The 26224-nt window shown below is 60.8% G+C and carries 22 protein-coding genes; 10 read left to right on the forward strand and 12 right to left on the reverse strand.

Annotated features, from left to right (window positions below; genetic code table 11):
- Positions 1-120: 120 nt before the first annotated feature.
- The 4 genes from HU743_RS03515 (at position 121) to HU743_RS03530 (ending at position 5365) form a co-directional block, all read left to right on the forward strand.
- The gene (locus tag HU743_RS03515) at positions 121-2712 is read left to right on the forward strand and encodes a glycosyltransferase (RefSeq protein ID WP_186646946.1); all 2592 of its coding nucleotides are present in this window, start codon (positions 121-123) and stop codon (positions 2710-2712) included.
- A gap of 239 nt (positions 2713-2951) precedes the next feature.
- Positions 2952-4103, forward strand: coding sequence for a succinyl-diaminopimelate desuccinylase (gene dapE / locus HU743_RS03520; protein WP_186635227.1), 1152 nt, complete (start codon positions 2952-2954; stop codon positions 4101-4103).
- Positions 4103-4912 carry a putative RNA methyltransferase gene (locus HU743_RS03525; protein WP_186646947.1) on the forward strand — a complete coding sequence of 270 codons (810 nt, stop codon included), beginning with the start codon at positions 4103-4105 and terminating at the stop codon, positions 4910-4912. Before dapE ends, HU743_RS03525 begins: the two co-directional genes overlap by 1 nt.
- A 75-nt stretch (positions 4913-4987) precedes the next feature.
- A complete protein-coding gene (locus HU743_RS03530; protein WP_186646948.1) occupies positions 4988-5365 on the forward strand; it encodes a hypothetical protein in 378 nt (125 codons plus the stop codon).
- A gap of 83 nt (positions 5366-5448) precedes the next feature.
- Here HU743_RS03530 and HU743_RS03535 read toward each other — a convergent pair whose 3' ends face one another.
- Positions 5449-5658 (reverse strand): cold-shock protein, encoded by a 210-nt coding sequence (locus tag HU743_RS03535; RefSeq protein WP_186551068.1) that lies wholly within the window; start codon positions 5656-5658, stop codon positions 5449-5451.
- Between the two features lie 238 nt (positions 5659-5896).
- On the opposite strand from HU743_RS03535, the gene plsB reads away from it, so the two are divergent.
- From plsB to HU743_RS03550, 3 genes are all read left to right on the forward strand, one after another.
- Positions 5897-8398 (forward strand): glycerol-3-phosphate 1-O-acyltransferase PlsB, encoded by a 2502-nt coding sequence (plsB, locus tag HU743_RS03540; RefSeq protein WP_186646949.1) that lies wholly within the window; start codon positions 5897-5899, stop codon positions 8396-8398.
- Positions 8399-8517: 119 nt separating this feature from the next.
- A complete protein-coding gene (locus HU743_RS03545; protein WP_186646950.1) occupies positions 8518-8916 on the forward strand; it encodes a YbaY family lipoprotein in 399 nt (132 codons plus the stop codon).
- A 25-nt stretch (positions 8917-8941) separates the two neighbouring features.
- Positions 8942-9631: a DUF4197 domain-containing protein gene (locus HU743_RS03550; protein WP_186646952.1), complete on the forward strand. Its 690-nt coding sequence runs from the start codon at positions 8942-8944 to the stop codon at positions 9629-9631.
- A gap of 7 nt (positions 9632-9638) precedes the next feature.
- Here HU743_RS03550 and HU743_RS03555 read toward each other — a convergent pair whose 3' ends face one another.
- The 3 genes from HU743_RS03555 to HU743_RS03565 form a co-directional block, all read right to left on the reverse strand.
- Entirely contained in the window at positions 9639-10757 is a 1119-nt protein-coding gene (locus tag HU743_RS03555; protein ID WP_186646954.1) for a Fic family protein, read from the reverse strand.
- Between the two features lie 738 nt (positions 10758-11495).
- On the reverse strand, positions 11496-14567 hold the full coding sequence (locus HU743_RS03560) for an efflux RND transporter permease subunit (protein WP_186646956.1): 3072 nt from the start codon (positions 14565-14567) through the stop codon (positions 11496-11498).
- Positions 14568-14573: 6 nt separating this feature from the next.
- Positions 14574-15674, reverse strand: a complete 1101-nt coding sequence (locus HU743_RS03565) for an efflux RND transporter periplasmic adaptor subunit (RefSeq protein ID WP_186646958.1) — start codon at positions 15672-15674, stop codon at positions 14574-14576.
- A gap of 94 nt (positions 15675-15768) precedes the next feature.
- Here HU743_RS03565 and HU743_RS03570 point away from each other — a divergent pair, with 94 nt between their 5' ends.
- Positions 15769-16422 (forward strand): TetR/AcrR family transcriptional regulator, encoded by a 654-nt coding sequence (locus tag HU743_RS03570; RefSeq protein ID WP_186646960.1) that lies wholly within the window; start codon positions 15769-15771, stop codon positions 16420-16422.
- A 125-nt stretch (positions 16423-16547) separates the two neighbouring features.
- Here HU743_RS03570 and HU743_RS03575 read toward each other — a convergent pair whose 3' ends face one another.
- Entirely contained in the window at positions 16548-17327 is a 780-nt protein-coding gene (locus HU743_RS03575; RefSeq protein ID WP_186647105.1) for a class I SAM-dependent methyltransferase, read from the reverse strand.
- Between the two features lie 95 nt (positions 17328-17422).
- On the opposite strand from HU743_RS03575, the gene HU743_RS03580 reads away from it, so the two are divergent.
- Entirely contained in the window at positions 17423-18043 is a 621-nt protein-coding gene (locus HU743_RS03580; protein ID WP_186621202.1) for an energy transducer TonB, read from the forward strand.
- 3 nt (positions 18044-18046) lie between these two features.
- Here HU743_RS03580 and HU743_RS03585 read toward each other — a convergent pair whose 3' ends face one another.
- The 7 genes from HU743_RS03585 to ppc form a co-directional block, all read right to left on the reverse strand.
- The gene (locus tag HU743_RS03585) at positions 18047-18739 is read right to left on the reverse strand and encodes an extensin family protein (protein WP_186646962.1); all 693 of its coding nucleotides are present in this window, start codon (positions 18737-18739) and stop codon (positions 18047-18049) included.
- A gap of 2 nt (positions 18740-18741) precedes the next feature.
- A complete protein-coding gene (locus HU743_RS03590; RefSeq protein ID WP_186646964.1) occupies positions 18742-19578 on the reverse strand; it encodes an isocitrate lyase/phosphoenolpyruvate mutase family protein in 837 nt (278 codons plus the stop codon).
- 28 nt (positions 19579-19606) lie between these two features.
- Positions 19607-20467 (reverse strand): DUF72 domain-containing protein, encoded by an 861-nt coding sequence (locus HU743_RS03595; protein ID WP_186646967.1) that lies wholly within the window; start codon positions 20465-20467, stop codon positions 19607-19609.
- The gene (locus HU743_RS03600) at positions 20467-20775 is read right to left on the reverse strand and encodes a hypothetical protein (RefSeq protein WP_186551079.1); all 309 of its coding nucleotides are present in this window, start codon (positions 20773-20775) and stop codon (positions 20467-20469) included. Before HU743_RS03600 ends, HU743_RS03595 begins: the two co-directional genes overlap by 1 nt.
- A gap of 310 nt (positions 20776-21085) precedes the next feature.
- Positions 21086-21760, reverse strand: coding sequence for a tRNA (adenosine(37)-N6)-threonylcarbamoyltransferase complex dimerization subunit type 1 TsaB (gene tsaB, locus HU743_RS03605; RefSeq protein WP_186646968.1), 675 nt, complete (start codon positions 21758-21760; stop codon positions 21086-21088).
- A gap of 93 nt (positions 21761-21853) precedes the next feature.
- Entirely contained in the window at positions 21854-22504 is a 651-nt protein-coding gene (gene adk / locus HU743_RS03610) for an adenylate kinase (protein ID WP_186551081.1), read from the reverse strand.
- Between the two features lie 290 nt (positions 22505-22794).
- Positions 22795-25425 carry a phosphoenolpyruvate carboxylase gene (ppc, locus tag HU743_RS03615; RefSeq protein ID WP_186646970.1) on the reverse strand — a complete coding sequence of 877 codons (2631 nt, stop codon included), beginning with the start codon at positions 25423-25425 and terminating at the stop codon, positions 22795-22797.
- Between the two features lie 212 nt (positions 25426-25637).
- Between ppc and HU743_RS03620 the strand changes: the two genes are divergently transcribed.
- A complete protein-coding gene (locus HU743_RS03620) occupies positions 25638-25982 on the forward strand; it encodes a pilin assembly protein (protein ID WP_186621210.1) in 345 nt (114 codons plus the stop codon).
- The last annotated feature ends 242 nt before the right edge of the window (positions 25983-26224 follow it).

Consider the following 26224-nt stretch of genomic DNA (forward strand, 5'->3'; position numbering starts at 1 on the left):
CAATGTCAGGAATTTTCCCGTCAGTTGTACGGCTGGTTAACCGCCGGTGTAGGATGCGCGCCCGTCGGGCGTCTATCCGACCGAATCTTCGTTCCACAGCCTTTGGAACCCGAAACAGCTATGTCATCGCGTAAATTTGGACTCAACCTGGTAGTGGTGCTGGCCATCGCTGCCCTGTTCACCGGTTTCTGGGCGTTGGTCAACCGCCCGGTCTCGGCGCCGAACTGGCCACAGCAAATCTCCGGCTTCTCCTATTCGCCGTTCCAGCAGGGACAATACCCGCAAAAGGATCAGTACCCGTCTGATGACGAGATGCGCCGTGATCTGGAGATCATGAGCAAGCTGACCGACAACATCCGCATCTACTCGGTCGACGGTTCGCTGCAGAACATCCCGAAACTGGCTGAAGAGTTCGGCCTGCGCGTCACCCTCGGAATCTGGATCAGCCCCGACCAGGAGCGCAACGAGCGGGAAATCAGCAAAGCCATCGAACTGGCCAACACCTCGCGCAGCGTGGTGCGGGTGGTGGTCGGTAACGAGGCATTGTTCCGCGAAGAGATTACCCCTGAAGCCTTGATCGTCCTGCTGGATCGCGTGCGTGCCGCCGTCAAGGTTCCGGTGACCACGTCCGAGCAGTGGCACATCTGGGAGAAATACCCGCAACTGGCCAGACACGTCGACCTGATCGCCGCCCACGTTCTGCCCTACTGGGAATTTATTCCGGTGGACAAGGCCGGCCAGTTCGTTCTGGATCGCGCTCGCGATCTGAAAAAGCTCTTCCCGAAAAAACCGTTGCTGTTGTCTGAAGTCGGCTGGCCGAGCAACGGGCGTATGCGCGGTGGCGCCGATGCGTCGCCAGCCGATCAGGCGATCTACCTGCGCACGCTGGTCAACAAGCTCAACCGCCAGGGCTTCAACTATTTCGTGATCGAAGCCTTCGACCAGCCGTGGAAGGCCAGTGACGAAGGCTCGGTTGGCGCTTATTGGGGCGTGTTCAACGCCGCGCGTCAGCAGAAATTCAATTTCGAAGGCCCGGTCGTCGCGATTCCGCAATGGCGCGTGCTGGCCATCGGTTCCGTGGTGCTCGCGCTGCTGTCGCTGACCCTGTTGATGATCGACGGTTCGGCCCTGCGCCAGCGTGGTCGTACGTTCCTGACCTTTATCGCGTTTCTGTGTGGTTCGGTGTTGGTGTGGATCGGCTACGACTACAGCCAGCAATACAGCACGTGGTTCAGCCTGACGGTCGGCTTCCTGCTCGCGCTCGGCGCGCTGGGTGTGTTCATCGTTTTGCTGACCGAAGCCCACGAGCTGGCCGAAGCGGTGTGGATTCATAAACGCCGGCGCGAATTCCTGCCAGTGCTGGGTGATTCCGATTACCGGCCAAAAGTCTCGATCCACGTGCCCTGCTACAACGAGCCGCCGGAGATGGTCAAACAGACCCTCGACGCCTTGGCCAATCTCGATTACCCGGACTTCGAAGTCCTGATCATCGACAACAACACCAAGGACCCGGCCGTCTGGGAACCGGTGCGCGATTACTGCGCCACCCTCGGCCCGCGCTTCAAGTTCTTCCACGTATCGCCACTGGCCGGTTTCAAGGGCGGCGCGCTGAATTACCTGATCCCGCATACCGCCAAGGATGCCGAAGTCATTGCAGTGATCGACTCCGATTATTGCGTGCACCCGAACTGGCTCAAGCACATGGTGCCGCACTTCGCCGATCCGAAAATCGCCGTGGTGCAGTCGCCGCAGGATTATCGCGACCAGAACGAAAGCACCTTCAAGAAGCTCTGCTACGCCGAGTACAAAGGCTTCTTCCACATTGGCATGGTCACCCGCAACGACCGGGACGCGATCATCCAGCACGGCACCATGACCATGACCCGCCGTTCCGTGCTGGAAGAGTTGGGCTGGGCTGACTGGTGCATCTGTGAAGACGCCGAACTGGGTCTGCGTGTGTTCGAAAAAGGCCTGTCGGCGGCGTATTACCATGACAGCTACGGCAAGGGCCTGATGCCCGACACCTTCATCGACTTCAAGAAACAGCGCTTCCGCTGGGCGTACGGCGCGATCCAGATCATCAAGCGCCACACCCGCAGCCTGCTGCGCGGCAAGGACACCGAACTGACGCGCGGTCAGCGCTATCACTTCCTCGCCGGCTGGCTGCCGTGGGTCGCCGATGGCATGAACATCTTCTTCACCGTCGGCGCGTTGCTGTGGTCGGCGGCGATGATCATCGTGCCGCAACGGGTCGATCCGCCGTTGCTGATTTTCGCGATCCCGCCGCTGGCGCTGTTCGTGTTCAAGGTCGGCAAGATCATCTTTCTTTATCGCCGCGCCGTCGGTGTGAATCTGAAGGATGCGTTCTGCGCGGCACTGGCCGGCCTGGCGTTGTCGCACACCATCGCCAAAGCGGTGCTGTACGGTTTCTTCACCAGCAGCATTCCGTTCTTCCGCACGCCGAAAAACGCCGACAACCATGGCTTCTGGGTGGCGATTTCCGAAGCGCGGGAGGAGATGTTCATCATGCTGCTGTTGTGGGGCGCGGCGCTGGGGATCTATCTGGTCAACGGCATGCCGAGCAACGACATGCGCTTCTGGGTCGCCATGTTGCTGGTGCAGTCGCTGCCGTACGTGGCGGCGCTGATCATGGCGTTTCTGTCGTCGCTGCCGAAACCTGCGGCAGTGGCGGAACCGGCGCCGGTCGTCTAAATCCGTACCGATGCACTAAACGGCGGCCAATGGTCGCCGTTTTGCTTTAAGATAACCGCCATTTTGCGGGGCTTGGCGGCGTCCCGGTTCGACTGACCGAACCCATTCCCCTGTAGGAGTGAGCCTGCTCGCGATAGCGGTGTAACAGTCGATGTGTATGTTGACGGACTCACCGCAATCGCGAGCAGGCTCACTCCTACAGTAGTCCGCGCCCACATTCATGATCTTCGGAGTTTTCCATGACGGCCCACGCCGACCTATCGCCGACCCTTCAACTGGCCATCGACCTGATCCGCCGTCCTTCCGTGACCCCGGTCGATGCTGACTGCCAGAAGCAGATGATGCAGCGCCTGGGCGATGCCGGTTTCACTCTGGAGCCGATGCGCATTGAAGATGTGGATAACTTTTGGGCCACTCATGGCCAGGATGACGGCCCGGTGCTGTGCTTCGCCGGCCACACTGATGTAGTGCCGACGGGTCCGGTCACCGCGTGGCAGATCGATCCATTCAACGCCGTGATCGACGAGCACGGCATGCTCTGCGGTCGTGGCGCAGCGGACATGAAAGGCAGCCTGGCATCGATGACCGTCGCCGCCGAACGCTTCGTTGCGGATTACCCGAACCACAAGGGCAAGGTCGCCTTCCTGATCACCAGCGACGAAGAAGGCCCGGCGCATCACGGCACCAAAGCCGTGGTCGAGCGCCTCGTTGCGCGCAATGAGCGTCTGGACTGGTGCATCGTTGGCGAGCCATCGAGCACCACGCTAGTCGGCGATGTGGTGAAAAACGGCCGTCGCGGCTCCCTCGGCGCCAAGCTCACGGTCAAAGGCGTGCAAGGTCACGTGGCCTACCCGCATCTGGCGAAGAACCCGATCCACCTCGCCGCTCCGGCACTGGCAGAACTGGCCGCCGAGCATTGGGACCACGGCAACGATTTCTTCCCGCCGACCAGTTTCCAGATTTCCAACCTCAATTCCGGCACCGGCGCGACCAACGTGATTCCGGGCGATCTGGTGGCGGTGTTCAACTTCCGTTTTTCCACCGAATCCACTGTCGAAGGCCTGCAGAAACGCGTTGCCGACATTCTCGACAAACACGGTCTGGACTGGCACATCGACTGGGCGCTGTCTGGTCTGCCGTTCCTCACCGAGCCGGGCGCGTTGCTGGATGCCGTGTCAACGAGCATCAAGGACATCACCGGTCGCGAAACCAAGGCGTCGACCAGCGGCGGTACATCCGATGGCCGCTTCATCGCGACCATGGGCACGCAAGTGGTTGAGCTGGGGCCGGTCAACGCGACCATTCACCAGGTCAACGAACGCGTACTGGCGGCGGATCTCGACGTGCTGACCGAGATCTACTACCAGACCCTGATCAAGTTGCTTGCCTGATGCTTGCGTGCCCGATCTGTAGTGAACCGCTCAACGCGGTAGACAACGGCGTAGTCTGCCCGGCCGGGCATCGTTTCGACCGCGCGCGCCAGGGTTATCTGAACCTGCTGCCGGTGCAGCACAAGAACAGCCGCGACCCCGGCGACAATCAGGCAATGGTCGAGGCGCGGCGTGATTTCCTCAACGCCGGACATTACGCGCCGGTCGCCAGGCGTCTGGCTGAACTGGCGGCCGGTTACGCGCCGGAGCGCTGGGTCGACATCGGTTGTGGCGAGGGTTACTACACCGCGCAAATCGCCGAGGCTCTGCCCAACGCCGATGGCTATGCGCTGGATATCTCGCGCGAAGCCGTCAAACGCGCCTGCAAACGCAATCCGGCGATCACCTGGTTGATTGCCAGCATGGCGCGTGTGCCATTGGCCTCGGGCAGTTGCCAGTTTCTGGCGAGTGTTTTCAGTCCGCTGGACTGGGAAGAGGCCAAGCGCTTGCTCAGCGTCGGCGGCGGCCTGATGAAAGTCGGCCCGACCCGCGGCCATCTGATGGAACTGCGCGAACGCCTGTACGACGAAGTGCGCGAATACACCGATGACAAGCACCTGGCCCTGGTGCCTGAGGGCATGGCGTTGGCGCACAGTGAAACCCTGGCGTTCAAGCTGACGCTGGACAAGCCTGAGGATCGCGCCAACCTGTTGGCGATGACGCCCCACGGCTGGCGCGCCAGTGCCGAACGCCGCGCAGCGGTGATCGAACAGGCCGAGCCGTTCGTGACCACCGTGTCGATGCGCTACGATTATTTCGTTCTTCAATAACTTTTGGTCTCGGGCACAGGCCCGGGGCCGGCTAAATCCGCGAATGGATTTTTCAGACCCGCAGTGAGGACATCCATGCGCCAACCGGACATCGAGATTTACCTGAAAGACGCCGACGTCGACCACAAGGCCATTGCCGCCTGGCTCGGCGAAGCACTCGGCCCATGCAGCGACTGGGTACAGAAAGGCCAGACGTATAAATGCAAGGCCGGCAACGTGCCGGTGACCTGGCTGCCGAAAGCGGTGGGCAAGTGGAACAGCCTGTACCTGGAAAGCGACCAGACCCCATGGGACGACGACATCGCCTGCGCCCGCGCAGCCTTTGCCGCGCTGAACGTCGAAGTGCGTTGCGCACCGGGTACGTGGGTTGAGGAAGAAGGCGAAGAAACCGCCGATCGCTGGATTCGCATCAGCGCCGATGGTGAAGAAGAGATCACCTGGAAAACGGCCTAAAAGCAGCTAAAAGTTACAAGCTGCAAGCCTCAAGCGGAACTGCTTATAGCTTGTGGCTTGCAGCTTGAAACTTGAAGCTGCTGTTACAGGCCTACAACATCCTCAGCCTGCAACCCCTTCTCGCCAGTAATCACGGCGTACTCGACCTGTTGGCCTTCGGTCAGCGAGCGGTGCCCTTCGCCGCGAATCGCGCGGTAGTGCACGAACACATCCGCTCCGTCTTCGCGCTGGATAAAGCCGTAGCCCTTGGCGTCGTTGAACCACTTCACGTTGCCGGTTTCGCGTGTTGCCATCTGTTCATACTCCCTTTTTATTATTGAACGGGCTTTTCGCAGGAAAGCCTTCGAGGAACGTCAGCCTGCGTCCGAAGTCCACAAGAGGGCACCGGCAACAGACCGCCGAGTATATGACAGGCGCAGAAACTCTCAACAGGAGATTACTTCGGCGCTTTTTTGCCGATTTTCCGTGAATCCGGCACACTATCGACCGCCCGAGCGCCTGCTCGGTTTTATTCACTCACGCAGAAGCCGTATGACCCGTTCCCCGTTCCGCCGTCTTGTGTTTGGCACCCTGCGCCGCTTGTTGTATCTCTGGGTTCGCTCCGAGACCATCAACCAGTCGTCGTTCACCCTCAACCTCGACCGCAGTCGTCCGGTGTTCTACGTCCTGCAAAACCCTTCGCTGACCGATCTGGCCGTGGTCGACACCGAGTGCACCAAGGCCGGTCTGCCGCGTCCGGTGCTGGCGGTGTCGGTGGGTTCGCTGATCGAGCCGGCAGCGTTTTTCTATTTGACGCCGGACCCGGACTGGCTCGGCCGCCAGGACAAGCGCGGTGCGCCACCGACCTTGACCCGACTGGTCAGCGCATTGACCCAGAACGCTGCCGAAGACGCGCAGATCATTCCGGTCAGCGTGTTCTGGGGCCAGTCGCCGGACAGCGAAAACAGCCCGTGGAAACTGTTGTTTGCCGATAGCTGGGCCGTCACCGGTCGCCTGCGTCGGTTGCTGAGCATCATCGTCCTCGGCCGCAAGACCCGCGTGCAGTTTTCCGCGCCGATCCACCTGCGCGAACTGATCGATCACAACAAGGGCCACGAGCGCACCGTGCGCATGGCCCAGCGCATCCTGCGCGTGCACTTCCGCAACCTGAAAGCAGCAGTCATCGGCCCGGACATTTCCCACCGCCGTAACCTGGTGAAGGGTTTGCTCAATCAGCCGCTGGTCAAGCAGGCGATCCTCGACGAAGCCGAGCGTGAAAACATCTCCCCGGAAAAAGCCAAGGCCCAGGCCCTGCGCTACGGCAACGAGATCGCTTCGGACTACACCTACACGGCGATCCGCTTCCTCGAAGTGGTGCTGAGCTGGTTCTGGAACAAAATCTACGACGGCATCAAGGTCAACCACATCGAAGGCGTGCAGAACGTTGCTCAGGGTCACGAAGTGATCTACGTGCCGTGCCACCGCAGCCACATCGACTATCTGTTGCTTTCGTACCTGCTGTTTCGCAACGGCCTGACCCCGCCGCACATCGCCGCCGGGATCAACCTCAATATGCCGGTGATCGGCAGCCTGCTGCGCCGTGGCGGCGCGTTTTTCATGCGCCGCACGTTCAAGGGCAATCCGTTGTACACCTCGGTGTTCAACGAATACCTGCACACGCTGTTCACCAAAGGCTTCCCGGTCGAGTATTTCGTCGAAGGCGGCCGCTCGCGCACCGGGCGCATGCTGCAACCGAAGACTGGCATGCTCGCCATCACGTTGCGCAGCTTCCTGCGCTCGTCGCGCATGCCCATCGTGTTTGTGCCGGTGTACATCGGTTACGAGCGCGTGCTCGAAGGCCGCACCTACCTCGGAGAATTACGCGGCGCGAGCAAGAAGAAAGAATCGATCTTCGATATTTTCAAAGTGATCGGCGCACTCAAGCAACGCTTCGGCCAGGTCGCGGTGAATTTCGGCGAGCCGATCAAACTGGCGGAGTTCCTCGACGCTGAACAACCGGACTGGCGCCAGCAGGAACTCGGCCCGCAGTTCAAACCGGCGTGGCTCAACGAAACCACCAACCGCCTCGGCGAAAAAGTCGCCCGGCACCTCAACGAAGCGGCGGCGATCAACCCGGTGAACCTGGTGGCACTGGCCCTGCTGTCGACCACGCGTCTGGCGCTGGATGATCGCGCCATGGCACGGGTGCTGGATCTGTATCTGGCGCTGCTGCGCAAGGTACCGTATTCGCCGCACACGACATTGCCCGAGGGCGATGGCCGCGCGCTGATCGAACATGTGAAGGACATGGACCTGCTCGCCGAACAGAACGACGCACTGGGCAAGATCCTTTATCTGGACGAGCAGAACGCCGTCCTGATGACCTACTACCGCAACAACGTGCTGCACATTTTTGCGCTGCCGTCGCTGCTGGCGAGTTTCTTCCAGAGTACCTCGCGCATGAGCCGCGAGCAGATCCTGCGCTACACCCGCGCGCTGTATCCGTACCTGCAATCGGAACTGTTCATCCGCTGGAATCTGGACGAACTTGATGCGGTGATCGATCAGTGGCTGGAAGCGTTCGTCGAGCAGGGTCTGCTGCGGTTCGAGAAGGACCTGTACCTGCGTCCGGCACCGAGTTCGCGACATTTCGTCCTGCTGACGCTGCTGTCCAAAAGCATCGCCCAGACCTTGCAGCGCTTCTACATGACCGTGTCGTTGTTGCTCAACAGCGGACAGAACAGCATCAGCGCCGAAGAGCTGGAAGACCTCTGCACAGTCATGGCCCAGCGCCTGTCGATCCTGCATGGCCTGAATGCGCCGGAGTTCTTCGACAAGAGCCTGTTCCGCCACTTCATCCAGACGATGCTCGACCTCGACGTGCTGCGCCGCGACGACGCCGGCAAACTCAGCTACCACGAACTGCTCGGCGAACTGGCCGAAGGCGCAGCCAAGCGCGTATTGCCGGCAGAAATTCGCCTGTCGATCCGCCAGGTCGCGCTGCACCGCAGTGAAGATGCCGCGGATCAGGTCACCGCACTGCCGGAAGCCTGACGCAAATACCTGTAGGAGTGAGCCTGCTCGCGATAGCGGTGTGTCAGATGACAGCAATGGTGACTGACACACCGCTATCGCGAGCAAGCTCACTCCTACAATTGAAAGGAGATTCATCCATGAAAAAACTACTGACCCTTGCCGCCGCCACGCTGCTCAGCGCCTGTCAATCAACCGCCCCCGCCGGCAAGGCGAGCCTCGACGGCGAGGTCTTTTACCTGCAGCGCATCGCCCTGCCACCGAGCGCCACCCTGAGCGTCAGCCTGCAAGACGTGTCGCTGGCCGATGCGCCAGCCGTTGTCCTGGCCGAACAGAAAGGCCCGGTCAAAGGCCAGGTGCCGTTGCCGTTCCACTTGAGCTACGATCCGGCGCAGGTCCAACCCGGCCATCGTTACTCGGTCAGCGCACGCATTGAAGTCAACGGCGAGCTGATGTTCATCACCACCGAAAACCACGCCGTGCAACTCGACGGCAACGACCCGCAGCCGTTGAAAGTCCGCGTCGACGCCGTTCGTTAATCCACCTCGCCACAAGGAAGCCGCCATGCGCCGCCCTACCCTTCGCTTCGCCGCCGCCTGCGCCGGCCTGCTGATCTCCGCCAACGCCCTGGCCCTGTCGCTCAACGACCTGTCGCAACAAGACGCCACCGGCGGCCTCAAAGACGCCCTGACCCAAGGCGCGCAGATCGCCGTCAAACAACTCGGCACCCCGGGCGGCTTCAGCAACAACCCCGACGTGAAAATCGAACTGCCGGGCAAACTCGGCAAAGCCGCAAGCAAGATGAAAGCCTTCGGCATGGGCGCCCAGGTCGAAGAGCTGGAAACGGCGATGAACAAAGCCGCCGAATCCGCCGTGACCCAGGCGCAACCGATCCTCGTCGACGCCGTGAAGAAAATGAGCGTGGCCGACGCCAAAGGCATCCTCAGCGGCGGCAACGACTCGGCGACCCAATACCTGAACAAATCCAGCCGCGAACAGATCCGCGCCAAATTCCTGCCCATCGTCAAACAAGCTACCGACAAGGTTGGCGTCGCGCAAAAGTACAACTCGTTCGCCGGCCAGGCTGCGGCCTTCGGCGTGGTCGATGCGAAGAGCGCCAACGTTGAGAGTTACGTCACCGAACAGACGCTCAATGGTCTGTTCGAGATGATCGGCAAACAGGAAGAAACGATTCGTCAGAACCCGGCCGCTGCGGCGACGAGTTTGGCGAAGAAGGTGTTTGGTACGCTTTAAACGGTCATCACACGGGGGCGAAGTGATTCGCCCTCAAGTCATTCAGCCTTTTTCGGTAAACCTCGGTAAATCCGACCACGGCTCGCAAAATAACTGAACACTGAAACTCGATGAAATAAGTCAGATCCAGTTCATCTGCCTCGGTGTGCAGATAGGAGCGTCCGTATTTCACCGGCGTATTGCGCAGCAACAGACTGATCGCAATGTAGCGAAACGCAGCAAACTCGTGTTTGAACATGAACCAGTAGAAAAGCGCCCGGGCGACCCGACCGTTACCGTCGCGAAAGGGGTGTTCAAAACCCAATGCGAAATGCAGCGTGATGGCCTTGATCAGTGGATGCAGATAGCTTTTGTCCAGAACCAAGCCATCGGGCTGGTTGATCCAGCCGGACAGCCTCGCCAACCGCAAAACCAATCCAGCAACAGGAGGCGGTCGGTGCACAGTGTTGCCCGCACCATCCTGAACAACCACCTCATCATTGGTTCTGAACATTCCGGGTAAATACTGCTCGTCATCGATCCCCTCCACACCCACTCGATGGATCTCTGCAATCAGCTCAACGCTCAGTGGTTCATAGCGCTTTTCCCAGGCGAAATTCATCATTCGATAATTACCCATCACCATGCGCTCATCCGGCGTACGCGGCTGGCGCTGATGCTTGAGCATGTCCTTGGCAACACGCGTCGTGGTCGCCGCGCCCTCCAGTTGGCTACTGGCGATGGCTTCGTCTTCGATCAGGTCATTGAGCAGATAAGAGAAATGCGCGCGCTCGCCGATCTGACTGGTCATGTACTCCAGCGCGGCGGTACTGGTGTGACGATCCACCACAGATATGGTTTTCTGAGCCAACGGCGTCGACACATATTTGCCCCACTGCACCGGCTCGCCCAACGGCAACAAATTGACGTACTGCGCCGCCCGAGCCTTTTTCACCAACGCCCAACAGAGGTTCGCGTCCAACCCTGCAGCCCAGCGATAGCGCAACGCCTCGAAGGGCAGATAGCGCCCCTGACCATCGAGCGGCTTCAGCAATGCCAGGTAATCGGGCAGACGCTGTTTATGTGGCGGGCGGGCCAACAGGTCGAAGACAGGATCGGTTCTGCCAGTTAATGTCGGTGGTTTCATCGGGGCAGACTCAGGGATTCGGGAAAACAGAACCCGGAGTACAGCATCTGACAGGCAGCGTCTCAAGATCGGAGGTTTCTGAAAAAGATGTAGGAAGGGAGCGAGGGCTTGCGGATGGAAATGGGTAGGCTGGCAGGCCGCCTTCGCGAGCAGGCTCGCTCCCACAAAGGGAATGGGTGTATTCAAATAGAAATAGGTCGGCTGCCAGGCCGCCTTCGCGAGCAGGCTCGCTCCCACAAAGGGAATGGGTGTATTCAGATAGAAATAGGTCGGCTGTCAGGCCGCCTTCGCTGGCAAGCCAGCTCCCACAAAAGCCGAGCCAGAGCCAGAGCCAGAGCAACCAGTCCAGCCCCACGCGGCAAAGCCGCCCCACTCAACAATGAGCGTTAGCTCGAGTACCGCTCTTGATCTTGATCCATGGGCGACTTCGGTAGGCTGAGCGCAGGGATTGATCCGGGCGTGGGAGCGCAGCGACCGTTTGGCGCAGCCAAACACAGCGAGAGGAGGTGCAGCGAAGCAAACCGGAGACGCTGCGCCCGGATCGATCCCGCAGCGAAGGAACCCGAGCCTGCGAGGGCCGAACGCAGGAGCAAGCCTTTTTGGGTACTTTTTCGGCGTCTGGAAAAAGTGCCTCGCCGTAAGGGCGAAACCGCCAGCCGCAACACCCCAAAAAAAACGGATATTCACCCAAAACCCCAAGAACATGGTCGGCCCGAAGGCCGCCACGCAAACCACAACTCAAACGGCGTCTTTGCGAACCCTGAACCAGGCCGCATACAACGCCGGCAAAAACAACAAAGTCAGCGCCGTAGCCACAATCAACCCACCCATGATCGCCACCGCCATCGGCCCGAAAAACACACTGCGCGACAACGGAATCATCGCCAGCACCGCCGCCAGCGCCGTCAACACAATCGGCCTGAACCGCCGCACGGTCGCCTCGATAATCGCCTGCCAGGGCTTAAGCCCGGACGCAATATCCTGCTCGATCTGATCGACCAGAATCACCGAATTACGCATGATCATCCCCGACAGCGCAATCGTCCCCAGCATCGCCACAAACCCGAACGGCTGACGGAACACCATCAGAAACAGCGTCACCCCGATCAACCCCAACGGCGCCGTCAGAAACACCATCGCCGTGCGCGAGAAACTGCGCAGTTGCACCATCAGCAAAGTCAGCACCACCACAATAAACATCGGCACCCCGGCGTTCACCGATTTTTGCCCGCGCTCGGAATCCTCCACGGTGCCGCCGACGTCCAGCAGATAACCATCGGGCAGTTCGGCGCGAATCGAATCCAGCGTCGGCATGATCTGCTTCACCAGAGTCGCCGGTTGTTCCTTGCCATAAATGTCCGCTCGCACCGTCACGTTCGGCAGCCGATTGCGGTGCCAGATGATGCCCTCCTCGAAACCGTATTCCAGCGTGGCAATCTGCGACAGCGCGACACTGCGGCCGTTATCGGTCGGCACCGCGAGGCTCGGCAGCAACGACAATTCAGTGCGCTCATGCACGGTGCCGCGCAGCAGAATTTCGATCAATTCGTTGTCTTCGCGGTACTGGCTGACCGTCGAGCCGACCAGCGAACTCTGCAGGAATTTCGCCAGATTGGCCGTGCTCACCCCGAGGGCGCGGGCGCGATCCTGATCGATGTTCAGATAGACAACCTTGCTCGGCTCTTCCCAGTCCAGATGAACGTTGACCACATGCGGGTTCTCGCGAACCTTCGCTGCCACCTTGCGGGCCAGCGCGCGGACCTCCTCGATGTGTTCGCCGGTGACGCGGAACTGCACCGGATAGCCAACCGGCGGGCCGTTTTCCAGACGCGTAACCCGCGAACGCAGGGCCGGGAATTGTTCGTTGAGGGTTTCGATCAACCAACTGCGCAGCGCTTCACGCTCTTCGATGGTTTTCGCCAACACCACAAACTGAGCAAAACTTGCCGCCGGCAGTTGTTGATCCAGTGGCAGATAGAAACGCGGCGAGCCGGTGCCGACATATGCCACGTAGTTGTCGATGCCGGCGTGTTCCTTGAGCAGCGCTTCGAGGCGTTTGACCTCAGCGGTGGTGTTGGCCAGCGAAACACCTTCGGCGAGTTTCAGATCGACCATCAGCTCCAGCCGGTTGGAGGCCGGGAAAAACTGCTGCGGCACGAAGCGGAACAACATCACCGAAGCGATAAACAGGCCCACGGTAAGCACAATCACCGTTTTGCGGTGCGCCACGCACCACTCCACCAGACGCCGCACACGTTGATAGAACGGTGTGGCATACGGATCGGGCTGGCCATTGCCAGTGCCGTGTTTCGCCGCGTGAATTTTCGCCAGATCCGGCAGGAGCTTTTCCCCCAGATACGGCACGAACACCACCGCTGCCACCCATGAGGCCAGCAAGGCAATGGTCACTACCTGGAAAATCGAACGGGTGTATTCGCCGGTGCCCGATTGTGCGGTGGCAATCGGCAGGAAGCCGGCGGCGGTGATCAGCGTCCCGGTGAGCATCGGAAACGCGGTACTGGTCCAGGCATAACTCGCCGCGCGAATGCGATCGAAGCCCTGCTCCATTTTGATCGCCATCATTTCCACAGCAATGATCGCGTCATCCACCAGCAAGCCCAGCGCCAGCACCAATGCACCGAGGGAAATCTTGTGCAAGCCGATCCCCAGGTAGTACATGCAGGCAAAGGTCATCGCCAGTACCAACGGAATGGTCAACGCGACGACCATGCCGGTGCGCACGCCGAGGGAGAAGAAGCTCACCAGCAATACGATCGCCAGCGCCTCGACCAACACCTGGACGAACTCACCGACCCCGGTTTTCACTGCAGCCGGCTGATCGGAGACCTTGCGCAATTGCATGCCGGCCGGAAGATTTTTCTGGATCCGCGAGAACTCACCCTCCAGCGCTTTGCCAAGCACCAGAATGTCGCCGCCATCCTTCATCGCCACGGCGAGACCAATCGCATCGTCGCCCATAAAACGCATGCGCGGCGCCGGTGGATCGCTGAAACCGCGACGCACGTCAGCGATATCAGAGATGCGGAACGTACGATCGGCGACGCGGATCGGAAAGTTTTTTATCTCATCGACCGTCTGAAAATTCCCCGAGACGCGTAGCTGCAAGCGCTCGCTGCCGGTCTCGAAGAATCCCGCCGTGGACACCGCGTTCTGTTCCTCGAGAGCCTGCTGCACCGCCGCCAGCGGCAAGCCGAGGGTGGCGAGTTTGACGTTGGACAGCTCGACCCAGATTTTCTCGTCCTGCAGCCCGAGCAGTTCGACCTTGCCGACATCCTTGACCCGTTGCAGCTGGATCTGGATGCGGTCGGCGTAATCCTTGAGCACGGCGTAATCGAAGCCGTCACCGGTCAGCGCGTAAATATTGCCGAAGGTGGTACCGAACTCATCGTTGAAGAACGGTCCCTGAATTCCCGGTGGCAGGGTCTGGCGGATGTCGCCGACCTTTTTGCGCAACTGATACCAGAGGTCTGGAATGTCCTTGGAATGCATCGAATCACGGGCAATGAAGGTCACCTGGGATTCACCGGGGCGGGAGAACGACATGATGCGTTCGTACTCACCGGTTTCCATCAGCTTCTTTTCGATGCGTTCGGTGACCTGGCGCGAGACTTCCTGTGCCGTCGCGCCGGGCCAGCGGGTCTGGATGACCATGGCCTTGAAGGTGAATGGTGGGTCTTCGCTCTGGCCAAGTTTGGTGTAGGACAACGCACCGACGACAGCGAGCAAAAGCATCAGGAACAGTACGATCTGGCGATTACGCAACGCCCATTCGGAGAGGTTGAAGCGCATCGGGGCTTACTCCTTGTTCGCCAGATTGACCACACGGTTGGAGCGATCCACCGGCCGCACCTGCTGACCATCGAGCAGCACATGAACGCCAGCGGCCACCACCCAGTCGCTGGCATTCAGGCCTTCGAGCACCGCCACGTTTTTCTCGCCGAAGGGGCCGACCCGCACCGGGGTTTTCTTTAACGTGTTGTTGCCGTTGACCACCCAGACATAGGTCGCGCCGTTTTCAGCGGTCAGCGCTGAAAGCGGTACTGACAGCGAAACACTGTCGGCCGATTGCACGAAGACGCGGGCGCTCTGGCCCAGCTCAGCCGGGACTTTGCCGCTGGTGAACGAGATTCGCGCGGCGAAGGTGCGCGAACGCGGATCGGCCGATGGCGACAGTTCGCGGATCTGTCCGGCAAAACGCTGATTCTGCTGCGCCCACAACTCCACGGACACCGGCTGACCGACCTTGAAGCGGCCGAAACTCTGCTCCGGCAGGCTGATCAACACTTCGCGCTCGCCATCGGTGGCGAGGGTAAACACTGTTTGCCCGGCGGCGACCACTTGCCCGACCTCAACCGAACGCTTGGCCACTACGCCATCCTGCGGCGCACGCAGCACGGCGTAACTGGCCTGATTGGTCGAGACGTTGAATTCGGCTTTGATTTGTTTAAGGCGGGCTTCGCCGGAGCGGTATAGATTTTCGGCGTTGTCGTAGGCCGAGCGGCTGACCATCTGCCGTTCCATCAGGGTTTTGTAGCGATCCCGTTCGGCGCGCACCAGATTCAGATTGGCTTCGGCGGCGGCGACCTGCGCGCGGGTGGCCTCCAGCTGCAGGCGCACGTCCTGCGGATCGAGTTCGGCCAGCGGTTGATCGGCCTTCACGCGCTGGCCTTCATCGACCAGTCGTCGGCTGACTTTGCCGCCAATACGGAACGCCAGATCAGGCTCATAGCGGGCGCGCACCTCGCCCGGATAACTTTCCATCGCCTGCGCCGAAGGCTCGGGCTGTACCACCATGGCCGGTCGCACGGTGACTTTCGTCACCTCTTCCTGACCGCAGGCCGATAACAGGAATGCCAGACTGGCTGGCAATGCAAAGGACAACGCATGGCGGAACATGGTGACGGACCTTTCGCGAATGAGGCTTGGAATATTTATACTGGCGGGTATGGTATTAATAGCAAACTCACCAGTCCAGTATTAAAAACGAAAAATGTCGAACAATCTTTCCGCTCCAAACGGCCCGGGCCGTCCCAAGGACCTGGCCAAGCGCCAGGCCATCCTCGAGGCGGCGAAAACGCTCTTTCTGAGTCATGGCTACGCCAACACCAGCATGGACGCCGTGGCCAGCGAGGCTGGCGTGTCGAAACTGACGGTTTACAGCCACTTCAACGACAAGGAGACGCTGTTCTCCGCTGCCGTGGTCGCGAAATGCGAGGAGCAGCTGCCGCCGCTGTTCTTTGAATTGCCGGACGGCATCGCGGTTGAAGACGTATTGCTGAATATCGCCCGCGGCTTTCACCAACTGATCAATAGCGATGAATCGGTGAATCTGCACCGGCTGATCATGGCCCTTGGCAGCCAGGATCCAAAGCTGTCGCAAATCTTCTTCGAAGCAGGCCCCGAGCGGGTGGTGAGCGGAATGGAAGGGTTGCTGACGAAAATCCACGCCAGCGGCGCGTTGAGCATCGATCAGCCACGCAATGCCGCCGAGCATTTCTTTTGCCTGATCAAGGGCGCGGGCAATTTTCGCTTGTTGTATGGCTGTGGCGAGCCGCTGACCGGGGAAGCGGCCGAGCGGCATGTGCGCGAGGTGGTGGGGTTGTTTATGCGGGCCTATGGGAGAGAGGCAGCTGCGAGCTTCTAGCTACAAGCTGCAAGAAAAAGCAGGAGCAGAAGCAGTGACTTCGCTCTGGCTTGTAGCTTGTAGCTTGTAGCTTGTAGCTTGTAGCTTGTAGCTTGCAGCTTGCAGCTCGAACCTTGCAGCTGCCCTTAAGGCTTAAGGGCTTTCTTCGGATAAATGTCATACCGGCTCGACTTGCCATCCAGCGCATGGCTCGGTTTCGGCCCGTCAATGCACGGTGCCTTGCGCGGACGCTTGACCACCACCCGGTGCGTGGCCAATGCCAGCGCCGCCTGCAACAGCGCAGGCGCGTCCGGATCATCGCCGACCAGCGGCCGGAACAGGCGCATCTCCTTCTTCACCAGCGCGGTTTTCTCGCGATGCGGAAACATCGGATCGAGGTAGATCACCTGCGGCGGCTCTCCCTCCCAGTTCTGCATGACCTCGATGGAGTTGCCCTTGAGCAATTTCATTCGCGCGACAATCGGCGCCACCTCGAAATCTTCCGCCGCGCGCGCCAGACCGTCCTCAAGCAACGCACCGATCAACGGCTGGCGTTCGATCAGGCTGATTTCGCAGCCCAGACTGGCCAGCACAAACGCATCCTTGCCCAACCCCGCCGTGGCATCCAGCACCCGCGGGCGCACGCCTTGAGCGATACCGACCGCCTTGGCGATCATCTGCCCGCTGCCGCCGCCATACAACCGACGATGCGCCGCGCCGCCTTCGACAAAGTCGACCCGCACCGGTCCCGGCGCATCCGGGCCGAGCTGTTGCAACTGCAAACCCTGCTCGCCGACCTGCAAGGCGAACTTGCCGTCAGCCTCGTCGAGTGGTAGGCCAAGACGCTCGGCCCACTGCTCGGCTTGCGCTTCAAACGCCGGGCCGAGCGCCTGGACATGGATGCGGCAGGCCGCGGGTGACTCAATCATGAAAAAACGCTCAAAAAAGTTAAGGATCGACAAAAACCGCCGATAAACCATTCAACGCGCATTTTGCCAGAGCTGAGCGTCAACCGAAAAAAATGTCAGGCATTCTTCCCACATCGATTGGCTACATTTCGCCCCATGGCGATTTCAGCCGTCATAACACTCAAGCACTGAGCGGCGTCAGCCACCTGTGGCAGGATTTCTTTGCCCAGGCCCTGGCCGAACAGACGAGTGATGTGGTGCCGGCCTGCGGCACGTTTCCTCCGGTTGACCTGAACAGCCCCGTAGAACCGACCGTCGGCAGCGAGCTGCACGCGCACATCATCAGCCAGCGCGAGTGCGATGTGGTCGAAACCCAGGTTCGCCCGCCAGAACCGCTGTTCCTGCCGATCGCCGAATTTGAAATGGAACTGCTGGACAAGCCGTTCCCACCGTTCCCGCCGGAAGAACTCAAGGCTCAGCAAGAGCAACAGGATTTCGACAGCAGCTGGGTTCGCCCGATCGTCGTCAACAATGGCCAGCCACTGCCAGAGCCGGGCCCTGCTCCGCAGAAACGCCCACTGTACCTGCCGATTGCCGAGTTCGACCTCGACCTGCTGCAAAAGCCTTATCCGCCGTTCCCGCCGGAAGAAATCGTCGAGCAACAGAAGGCGCTGGACTTCGATAACGGCTGGGCACGCCCGATCGTTCTGCAGAACCTGCGCCTCGCCGCCTGATCCTCAGCGACACACACTCCAGCGCCCGACATCGACATGAAAGTGATTGCGATGGGCGGCGTTGTAATCCGGACTCAACACCACACTGAACGCCTCGCAGGCGCCATCACGCACCTGGCGCAAAAACTGTGCATCCTGATTTTGCTTCGGCCAGTCCTTGAGTACGCTGACGGCGCGCCCGTCGGCCAGACGAAAACCGGCGATATCCAGCGCATCGGCGCTGGCATGGCGGCTGAGTGCACCGCTCTCGCGGTTGTAGACATTGCGGCAGGCAAAGCTGCCGAGGTGATCGAGGCGTGTGACCTTCTGACCGTAAATGGACTGCGCCGCGGGTTGCAAGGTGTGCTGTTCAAACATCGCGTAGGCCACGGCCAGCGGGCAGCTGGCGATGAAACTGCTGCTCAGTGCCACTTCGCCGCCCTGCACACGCAACGCGCCGATCAGCGGGCACCTGGCGCCGGGGCTGTCGGCTTGCCGGCTGACGCGCAGTGCGGAACTGCTCAATGCCTTCGCGCATAGCTCGGGATCGCCGCGCAAGCGCATGAGTTTGTAACCGGTCAACCCGTTGGGCGCAGCCTTTACGTCCAGCGGTGCCCATGGATTCCATTCGGGCGGCACGTCGAGCCAGCCGCGCCAGACACTCACCGCAGCGCCGCCAATCCCCACGACGACCAGCCAGAACAGCCACCGCCCCATGCTCAATCCTTGAAGAACTGGTTGGCCTTGGCGTACGGCATTGATTGCGAGGTAAAGCCGAATGTGCCGGACTGGCGGACTTCTTCAGCGGCGCGGAAAAATTCACCGAACGCTGCCAGCGCCAGCGCCGAACCGGTGCTGATCCGCCGTACACCCATGTCTGCGAGTTGCTGCACGGTCAGTTTCAATCCGCCAGACATCAACACGTTGACCGGTTTCGGCGCCACCGCACGCACCACCGACAGCACTTCTTCGGCATTGCGCAAACCCGGCGCGTACAAGACATCGGCGCCGGCTTCGGCGAACGCCTGCAAGCGGCGGATGGTGTCGTCGAGGTCGGGATTGCCGTGCAGGTAGTTTTCCGCCCGGGCGGTGAGCATGAAGGGAAACGCTAGTGTGCGCACCGCAGCGACGGCAGCTTCAATCCGCGCCACAGCGTGTTCGAAGCAATAGATCGGCGCGTCCGGGCGGCCCGTGGCATCTTCGATCGAACCGCCCACAGCGCCCGCCTCGGCGGCGCGCAACAAGCTCTGCGCACACTCGGCCGGATCGTCGGCAAAGCCGTTCTCCAGATCCACCGCCACCGGCAAATCCGTCGCGGCGACGATGGCACGGACGTTGGCCAGAGTCTCATCGAGACTCAAGGCACCATCGGCCTTGCCTTGGGAAAACGCATAACCGGCGCTGGTGGTTGCCAGTGCCGGATAGCCGAGGCTGGCGAGCATTTTCGCCGAGCCGGCATCCCACGGGTTGGGGGTGACGAAGATCTCTGGACGATCATGCAGAGCCTTGAAGGCCTGGGCTTTGCGGAGTTGATCTTGACTGGCTTGAACATTCATCGACGGGCTCCCGGGCAGAAAAACCGCCTCAGAGCAGGCCAAGCTGCTCGGCGGCGGGTTCTCTGTATAGCTCAGGCAGCGCGGGCAAGCCAGGCAAACGTTGCATCAGTTGCGCATGAAAACGTTGCGCCAGTTTCGCTGCCAGCAGGTTGTCGGCCGTGTGCAGAAAGATATAGGGCGTGCGGCCTTCTTCGATCCACTCGGCGATCTTTGCCACCCACGGTGCGAGAAACGTGTCGTTGGCTTCCAGCTGTGGATGGCCGATGAAACGCACCTGCGGACATTGAGTGAACGCGGCCGGCCGCGTCGGCACGCGGGGCTTTTTCGACTGTGCGTGAATCACCGAAGACTCGGTCGACAGGCAACTGAACAAGGCGCGCGGGTCGAGGCAGATGCGCTCCACGCCGCGATCGAGCAGCAGGCGATTGAGCAGACGCTCACTCTCGCCTTTGGCGAAGAATTGGTCGTGGCGTACTTCAACTGCCAGCGGACAGTCCAGCGCATCGATGAAGGAGGCCAGCTCGGGCAGACGCTGCGGTGTAAAACTCTTGGATAATTGCAGCCACAACGGCGATACGCGTTGGCCTAACGGTTTGAGCAATTGCAGGAAGGTTTCGGCAGCAGTCAATTGTTCGCGCAAATCGCCGCTGTGGCTGATGTCGCCGGGGAATTTGGCGGTGAAACGAAAGTGCGTCGGCATGATCTCGGCCCAACGCTGCACAGTGGCGGGCGACGGGCTGGCGTAGAAGGTCGTGTTGCCTTCGACGGCGTTGAATACCTGGCAATAAAGGGCGAGAAAGTCGGAGGTTTTGGCGTCTACCGGATACAGATACTCGCGCCAGGCGTTTTCGCTCCAGGACGGGCAACCGAGGTAGTAAGGCAGATCCATCAGATGTACAGATCGAGGCCCAGCACGTCCGCATCCCAATCGACAAAACCGGCAGTGCTCAGGTAGCTGGCCAGGGCCATGGCTACGCTTTTCTTCATCGCGCGGTGGTAGATCATGTCTTGCTGACGGGCAGGCAGATTGCTCAGGCGTTGCGCAGCAGATTGGGCGGCACGGGCAGCCAACTGCTCTTCGGTCGGTAATTCCAGCTCGCCGTCGATAATCTCGACGGACTCATCCAGCGCCGCATTGCCTTTGCGAGGCTTGCGCTTGATGGGGTAGGACTGAGAGGAAACGCCGTCTATACGCATAATTTCATGCTCGGTATCAATGATGGCAATTTAGCGGCACCTGACCGACTTAGCAAACTGCCGAGTGATAACTAGAACACAGAAAGCGCAAAAGGTTTTAAGCGAGGGGGCAGAAACTGACGATTGGCTGGATTCGGGATAAGGCACTGAATATCCGGCGGGCGCTTTTGTGGCGAGGGAGCTTGCTCCCGCTGGGCTGCGAAGCAGCCCCCTTTATCCATCAGTTAAATCGCGATTGCAGGTTTTGCGACTGCTACGCAGCCGAGCGGGAGCAAGCTCCCTCGCCACAGGGAACAGCAAAGACCGGAGATCAGCGGGCCTTGGGGGTGGCGACTTTATCGCGCAGGTAAACCGGTTGCGCGTCGTCCGCCACAATCGACTCACCGCGTTCCCAGGCGAAGCGCGCGAGGGTCAGCAGGTCTTCGGCGTGGGGCAGCATGCCGGCATCGGAGCCGGTCAGGTTGAGTGCAATGCGCTCTCCATAACCCCAGCCAGTGCCGGCACCGAACCACTCGCCACTGGCGTCGGCTGGCAGCGCAGCGACTTCCGGCGGCAGCACCGCTTCGGCGCCGACCAGACGCATCTCCCCCGCCGTCTCGCGGTAGCAGCCCCAATAGACTTCATCCATTCGTGCATCGATGGCGGCCGCGACCTGGCTCACGCCGTGTTCACGAAAGGCCCGCTGCGCCAGCACCGCAAGGTTGGACACCGGCAGCACCGGACGATCCAGCGCAAAGGCCAGGCCCTGCACCACACCAATGGCGATGCGCACACCGGTAAACGCCCCCGGGCCACGACCGAAGGCAATCGCATCGACCGCCTGCAACGTGGTGCCGGCGTCGGCCAGCAATTGCTGAATCATCGGCAGCAGCTTCTGCGCGTGCAGGCGCGGGATCACCTCGTAATGGCTCGTGACCTTGCCGTCGTGCAGCAAGGCAACGGAGCAAGCTTCAGTCGCGGTGTCCAAGGCCAGCAAGGTGCTCATCGATGTTTCCAAAACAGGGGTGGGAAAAAGTGCGTCAGTATAAACAACTACGGCCCGCAAGCGGGCCGTGGATGATGCGGCGGTTCAGACTTTTCAGCTCAGCGCTTCAAGTACCTTGGCGGTGATCGCTTCGACCGAACCCACACCCGGAATGTGGCTGTACTTCGGCTTGCCGCCATTCTGCGCGGAGAGGTTCTGATAGAACTCCACCAGCGGCTTGGTCTGCGAATGGTAGACCGACAGGCGATGACGCACGGTTTCTTCGGTGTCGTCCTTGCGCTGGACCAGTTCTTCGCCGGTGATGTCGTCTTTGCCAGCCAGCTTCGGCGGGTTATAGACGATGTGGTAGACGCGGCCGCTGGCTTCGTGGACACGACGACCGGCAATGCGCTGAACGATCTCTTCGTCTTCAACAGCGATTTCAACGACGGCGTCCAGCTCGACGCCGGCAGTGACCAGCGCTTCAGCCTGCGGAATGGTGCGCGGGAAGCCGTCGAACAGGAAACCGTTGGCGCAATCAGGTTGAGCGATGCGGTCCTTGACCAGCGCGATGATCAGGTCATCCGACACCAGGCCGCCGGCATCCATGATGCTCTTGGCTTGCACGCCCAGTGGAGTGCCGGCCTTGACCGCAGCACGGAGCATGTCGCCGGTGGAGATTTGCGGAATGCCGAATTTCTCGGTGATGAACTTTGCCTGAGTACCTTTACCGGCCCCGGGAGCTCCCAGCAGAATGACGCGCATCGATGTGCTCCTCAATTTTTTATATAGAAAACAACGGGATTCGCCTCTTGGGGCCAATCTTAAAAATACGGGTCGTGACCGCACAAACGGCCAAAGGCTGATCAAGATACACAGCAGGCTGCGCCCACACAAGACGCCAAAAGTCGGAGAAACCGACGCGCGCCGCGACGCTGCGCCACGGTGAGCCAAGTCGCAACCCGAGCATTAACTGTCGCCTGGCGATACTTTCACGCGCTGCACAAAGCGACGCCCGAGGTGGGCCTCGGGCGTCGCAGGTCTGCTCAAAAACCTCAGCCGGTGTTGCGCAATCCGGCGGCGATCCCCGCCACAGACACCAGCAGCGCCTGTTCCACCGGGCTGCCCTGCTCGACATCCTGCTGCCGCGAACGGGCCAGCAGTTCCGCCTGCAATAGATGCAGCGGGTCGAGATAGGTGTTGCGCAAGCGGATGAATTCGAGGGTCTCGGGGCTGTGTGCGAGCAGCTGCGACTGCCCGGTCAGGCCGAGTACCACCGAGCACGCCTGCGACAATAGGTCGCGTAACTGCGCGCCCAACGGCAGCAGATCCGGCTCGACCAGACGCTCGTCATACGAGCGCGCAATGTCCGCGTCCGCCTTGGCCAGGACCATTTCCAGCATGTCGATGCGCGTGCGGAAGAACGGCCATTGTTCGCGCATTTGTCCGAGCAGCTCGCCTTCGCCGCGCGCCAGGGCCTTGCTCAGGGCTGTCTCCCAGCCAAGCCACGCCGGCAACATCAAGCGCGTTTGGGTCCAGCCGAAGATCCACGGGATCGCCCGCAGGCTTTCGATGCCACCGGCACGGCGTTTGGCCGGACGACTGCCAAGGGGCAAACGGCCCAGTTCCTGCTCCGGCGTGGATTGGCGAAAGTACTCGACGAATTGCGGGTTTTCCCGCACCACCTGGCGGTAAGCGCTGACACCGTCCGCCGCCAATTCATCCATCAGGTGCCGCCACTCGGGCGTCGGCGGTGGGGGTGGCAGCAGCGTTGCTTCGAGCACCGCCGCCAGATACAGGTTGAGGTTTTGCTCGGCGATGTCCGGCAGGCCGAATTTGAAACGAATCATTTCGCCCTGTTCGGTGGTGCGGAAACGTCCTGCCACCGAACCCGGCGGCTGCGACAGAATCGCCGCGTGTGCCGGGCCACCACCACGGCCCACGGTGCCGCCACGACCATGGAACAACAGCAGCTCGACTTGCTGTTCGCGGCAAATCTCCACCAGCCGTTCCTGGGCACGATATTGCGCCCACGCCGCAGCGGTGGTGCCGGCGTCCTTGGCCGAGTCGGAATAGCCAATCATGACTTCCTGCGGGCCCTGCAGCCGTGCGCGGTAGCCCGGCAGGTGCAGCAGGCGTTCCATCACCGGTCCGGCGTTATCAAGATCGGCCAGGGTTTCGAACAGCGGCACCACGCGCATCGGCCGCAACACGCCAGACTCTTTGAGCAGCAACTGCACCGCGAGCACATCGGAAGCCGCGCCGGCCATGGAGATCACGTAAGAACCCAGCGAAGCCGCCGGTGCTGCGGCAATTTCCTTGCAGGTGTTGAGCACCTCAGCGGTATCGGCCGAAGGTTTGAAATGCGCCGGCAGCAATGGCCGACGGTTGTTCAATTCGCCGGTGAGGAAATCGATGCGCTGGTCTTCGTTCCAGTCCTCATAACGACCAAGGCCCAGATAATCGGTGATTTCGGTCATCGCCGAACTGTGTCGCGACGAGTCCTGGCGCACGTCCAGACGCACCAGAAACAGGCCAAACGTCACCGCCCGACGCAGGCAGTCGAGCAACGGGCCGTCAGCGATCACGCCCATGCCGCATTCGTGCAGGGAGTTGAAACACAACTCCAGCGGTTCGAGCAGATCACGATTGTTGTGCAAGACATCGGCAGGCGCCGGCGTCGGCGCGGTCAACGCGGCATGGGCCCAATTGCGCGTAGCACGCAGGCGCTCACGCAATTGCTTGAGCACTGCGCGATACGGTTCGGCACTGTCGCCGGCCCTGGCCCTCAGCGCGTCGCTGGCCCGCTGCATCGACAGGTCGGCCGCGAGGTGGTCGACATCGCGCAGGTACAAGTCAGCCGCCATCCAGCGTGCCAGCAACAACACTTCGCGGGTCACTGCCGCCGTAACGTTGGGATTGCCGTCGCGGTCGCCGCCCATCCACGAGGCGAAACGAATCGGCGCGGCTTCCAGCGGCAGGCGCAGGCCGGTCGCAGCGAACAGCGCCTGGTCGGCCTTGCGCATGTGGTGGGGAATCGCTTGCCACAGCGAATGCTCAATCACCGCAAAACCCCACTTGGCCTCGTCCACCGGCGTCGGCCGGGTGCGGCGGATTTCTTCGGTGTGCCAGGCTTCGGCGATCAGCCGTTGAAGCGTACTCTGGATCTGCTCACGCTCGGCGCTGGTCAGGTCGCGGTGATCCTGCGCAGCCAGTTGCGCGGCGATGGCGTCGTACTTCTGGATCAGCGTGCGCCGCGCCACTTCGGTGGGGTGCGCGGTCAGCACCAGTTCAATGTCCAGGCGCGCCAGTTGTCGCGCCAGGGATTCGGCGCTGTGGCCTTCGCTGCGCAAGCGCGCGAGCAATTCAGGCAGCACGCGGGATTCAAACGGCGCGGCCTGCGTCTCTTCGCGCCGGTGGATCAACTGATACTGCTCGGCGATGTTCGCCAGATTGAGGAACTGGTTGAAGGCCCGCGCCACCGGGAGCAGTTGGTCTTCGCTCAACTGATTGAGGCTGGCGCTCAGTTCGGCGTCCATCGAGCCGCGGCGGTCAGCCTTGGCGCCCTTGCGGATCTCTTCGATCTTGTCGAGGAACGCCTCGCCGTACTGGTCTCGAATGGTGTTGCCCAACAGCTCTCCGAGCAGGTGAACATCTTCGCGCAAGCGTGCATCAATATCGGTCATCAGCAGTTCTCCAGCGGTAATCCGGGCGGCCTAGAAACGAGTGAATGACTCAGAGAGTGCCGCGCTGCGGCGCTTCTTACAAGCAGGCGACGAAGGGACTTTAAACCTTGCGGGCGAAAGCTAGTCTCAACAGTAAGCCGCACAACGGCTGGCCGCCGCGACGGCGGACACTCACCCAGACCTGCCATGAGCGGGTGCGCAATGAGGCCATCATGAAAATCCGTGAACTTGCCCAGCATTGGGAAGAAAACGCCAAAGGTCGCCTGACCGACACCGGCTACACAATTCACCTGGACGTCGAGGCCGCTGCGCGTCTGGCGGCGATTGCCGAGATGTACCCCAAACGCCATCCCGAGGAACTGCTCGGCGAACTGATCGGCGCGGCGCTTGAAGAGTTTGAGGCGAGCCTGCCGTACGTGAAGGGCTCGACGGTGGTTGCGACCGATGAGGAAGGCGATCCGCTGTATGAGGATGTCGGGCCGACGCCGCGATTCCTGGCGCTGTCGAGACGGCATTTGCATGATTTGTCCGCCTCCGAAACCAAGCAAAAGCACTGACACAACGCAGATCAAACTGTAGGCCTTCGCCCGCCCGCGATAGCGTCTTTTCAGCCACCACATGTGTGACTGACGCACCGCGATCGCGATCGCGAGCAGGCGAAGGCCTACAATTGACCGTGTACACCCCTTCCTATCCGCTTCCATTACACCACACGCGTACCGCTTCAAACCGCCGAAGTTCCCGTCCCAGAGCCTTGTCCAAACGGTCAATTAAATTTTTGGCGATAGGCCATCTTTTC

It is taken from the genome of Pseudomonas sp. SWRI99 (assembly GCF_014270125.1).
Lineage (GTDB): Bacteria > Pseudomonadota > Gammaproteobacteria > Pseudomonadales > Pseudomonadaceae > Aquipseudomonas > Aquipseudomonas hamedanensis.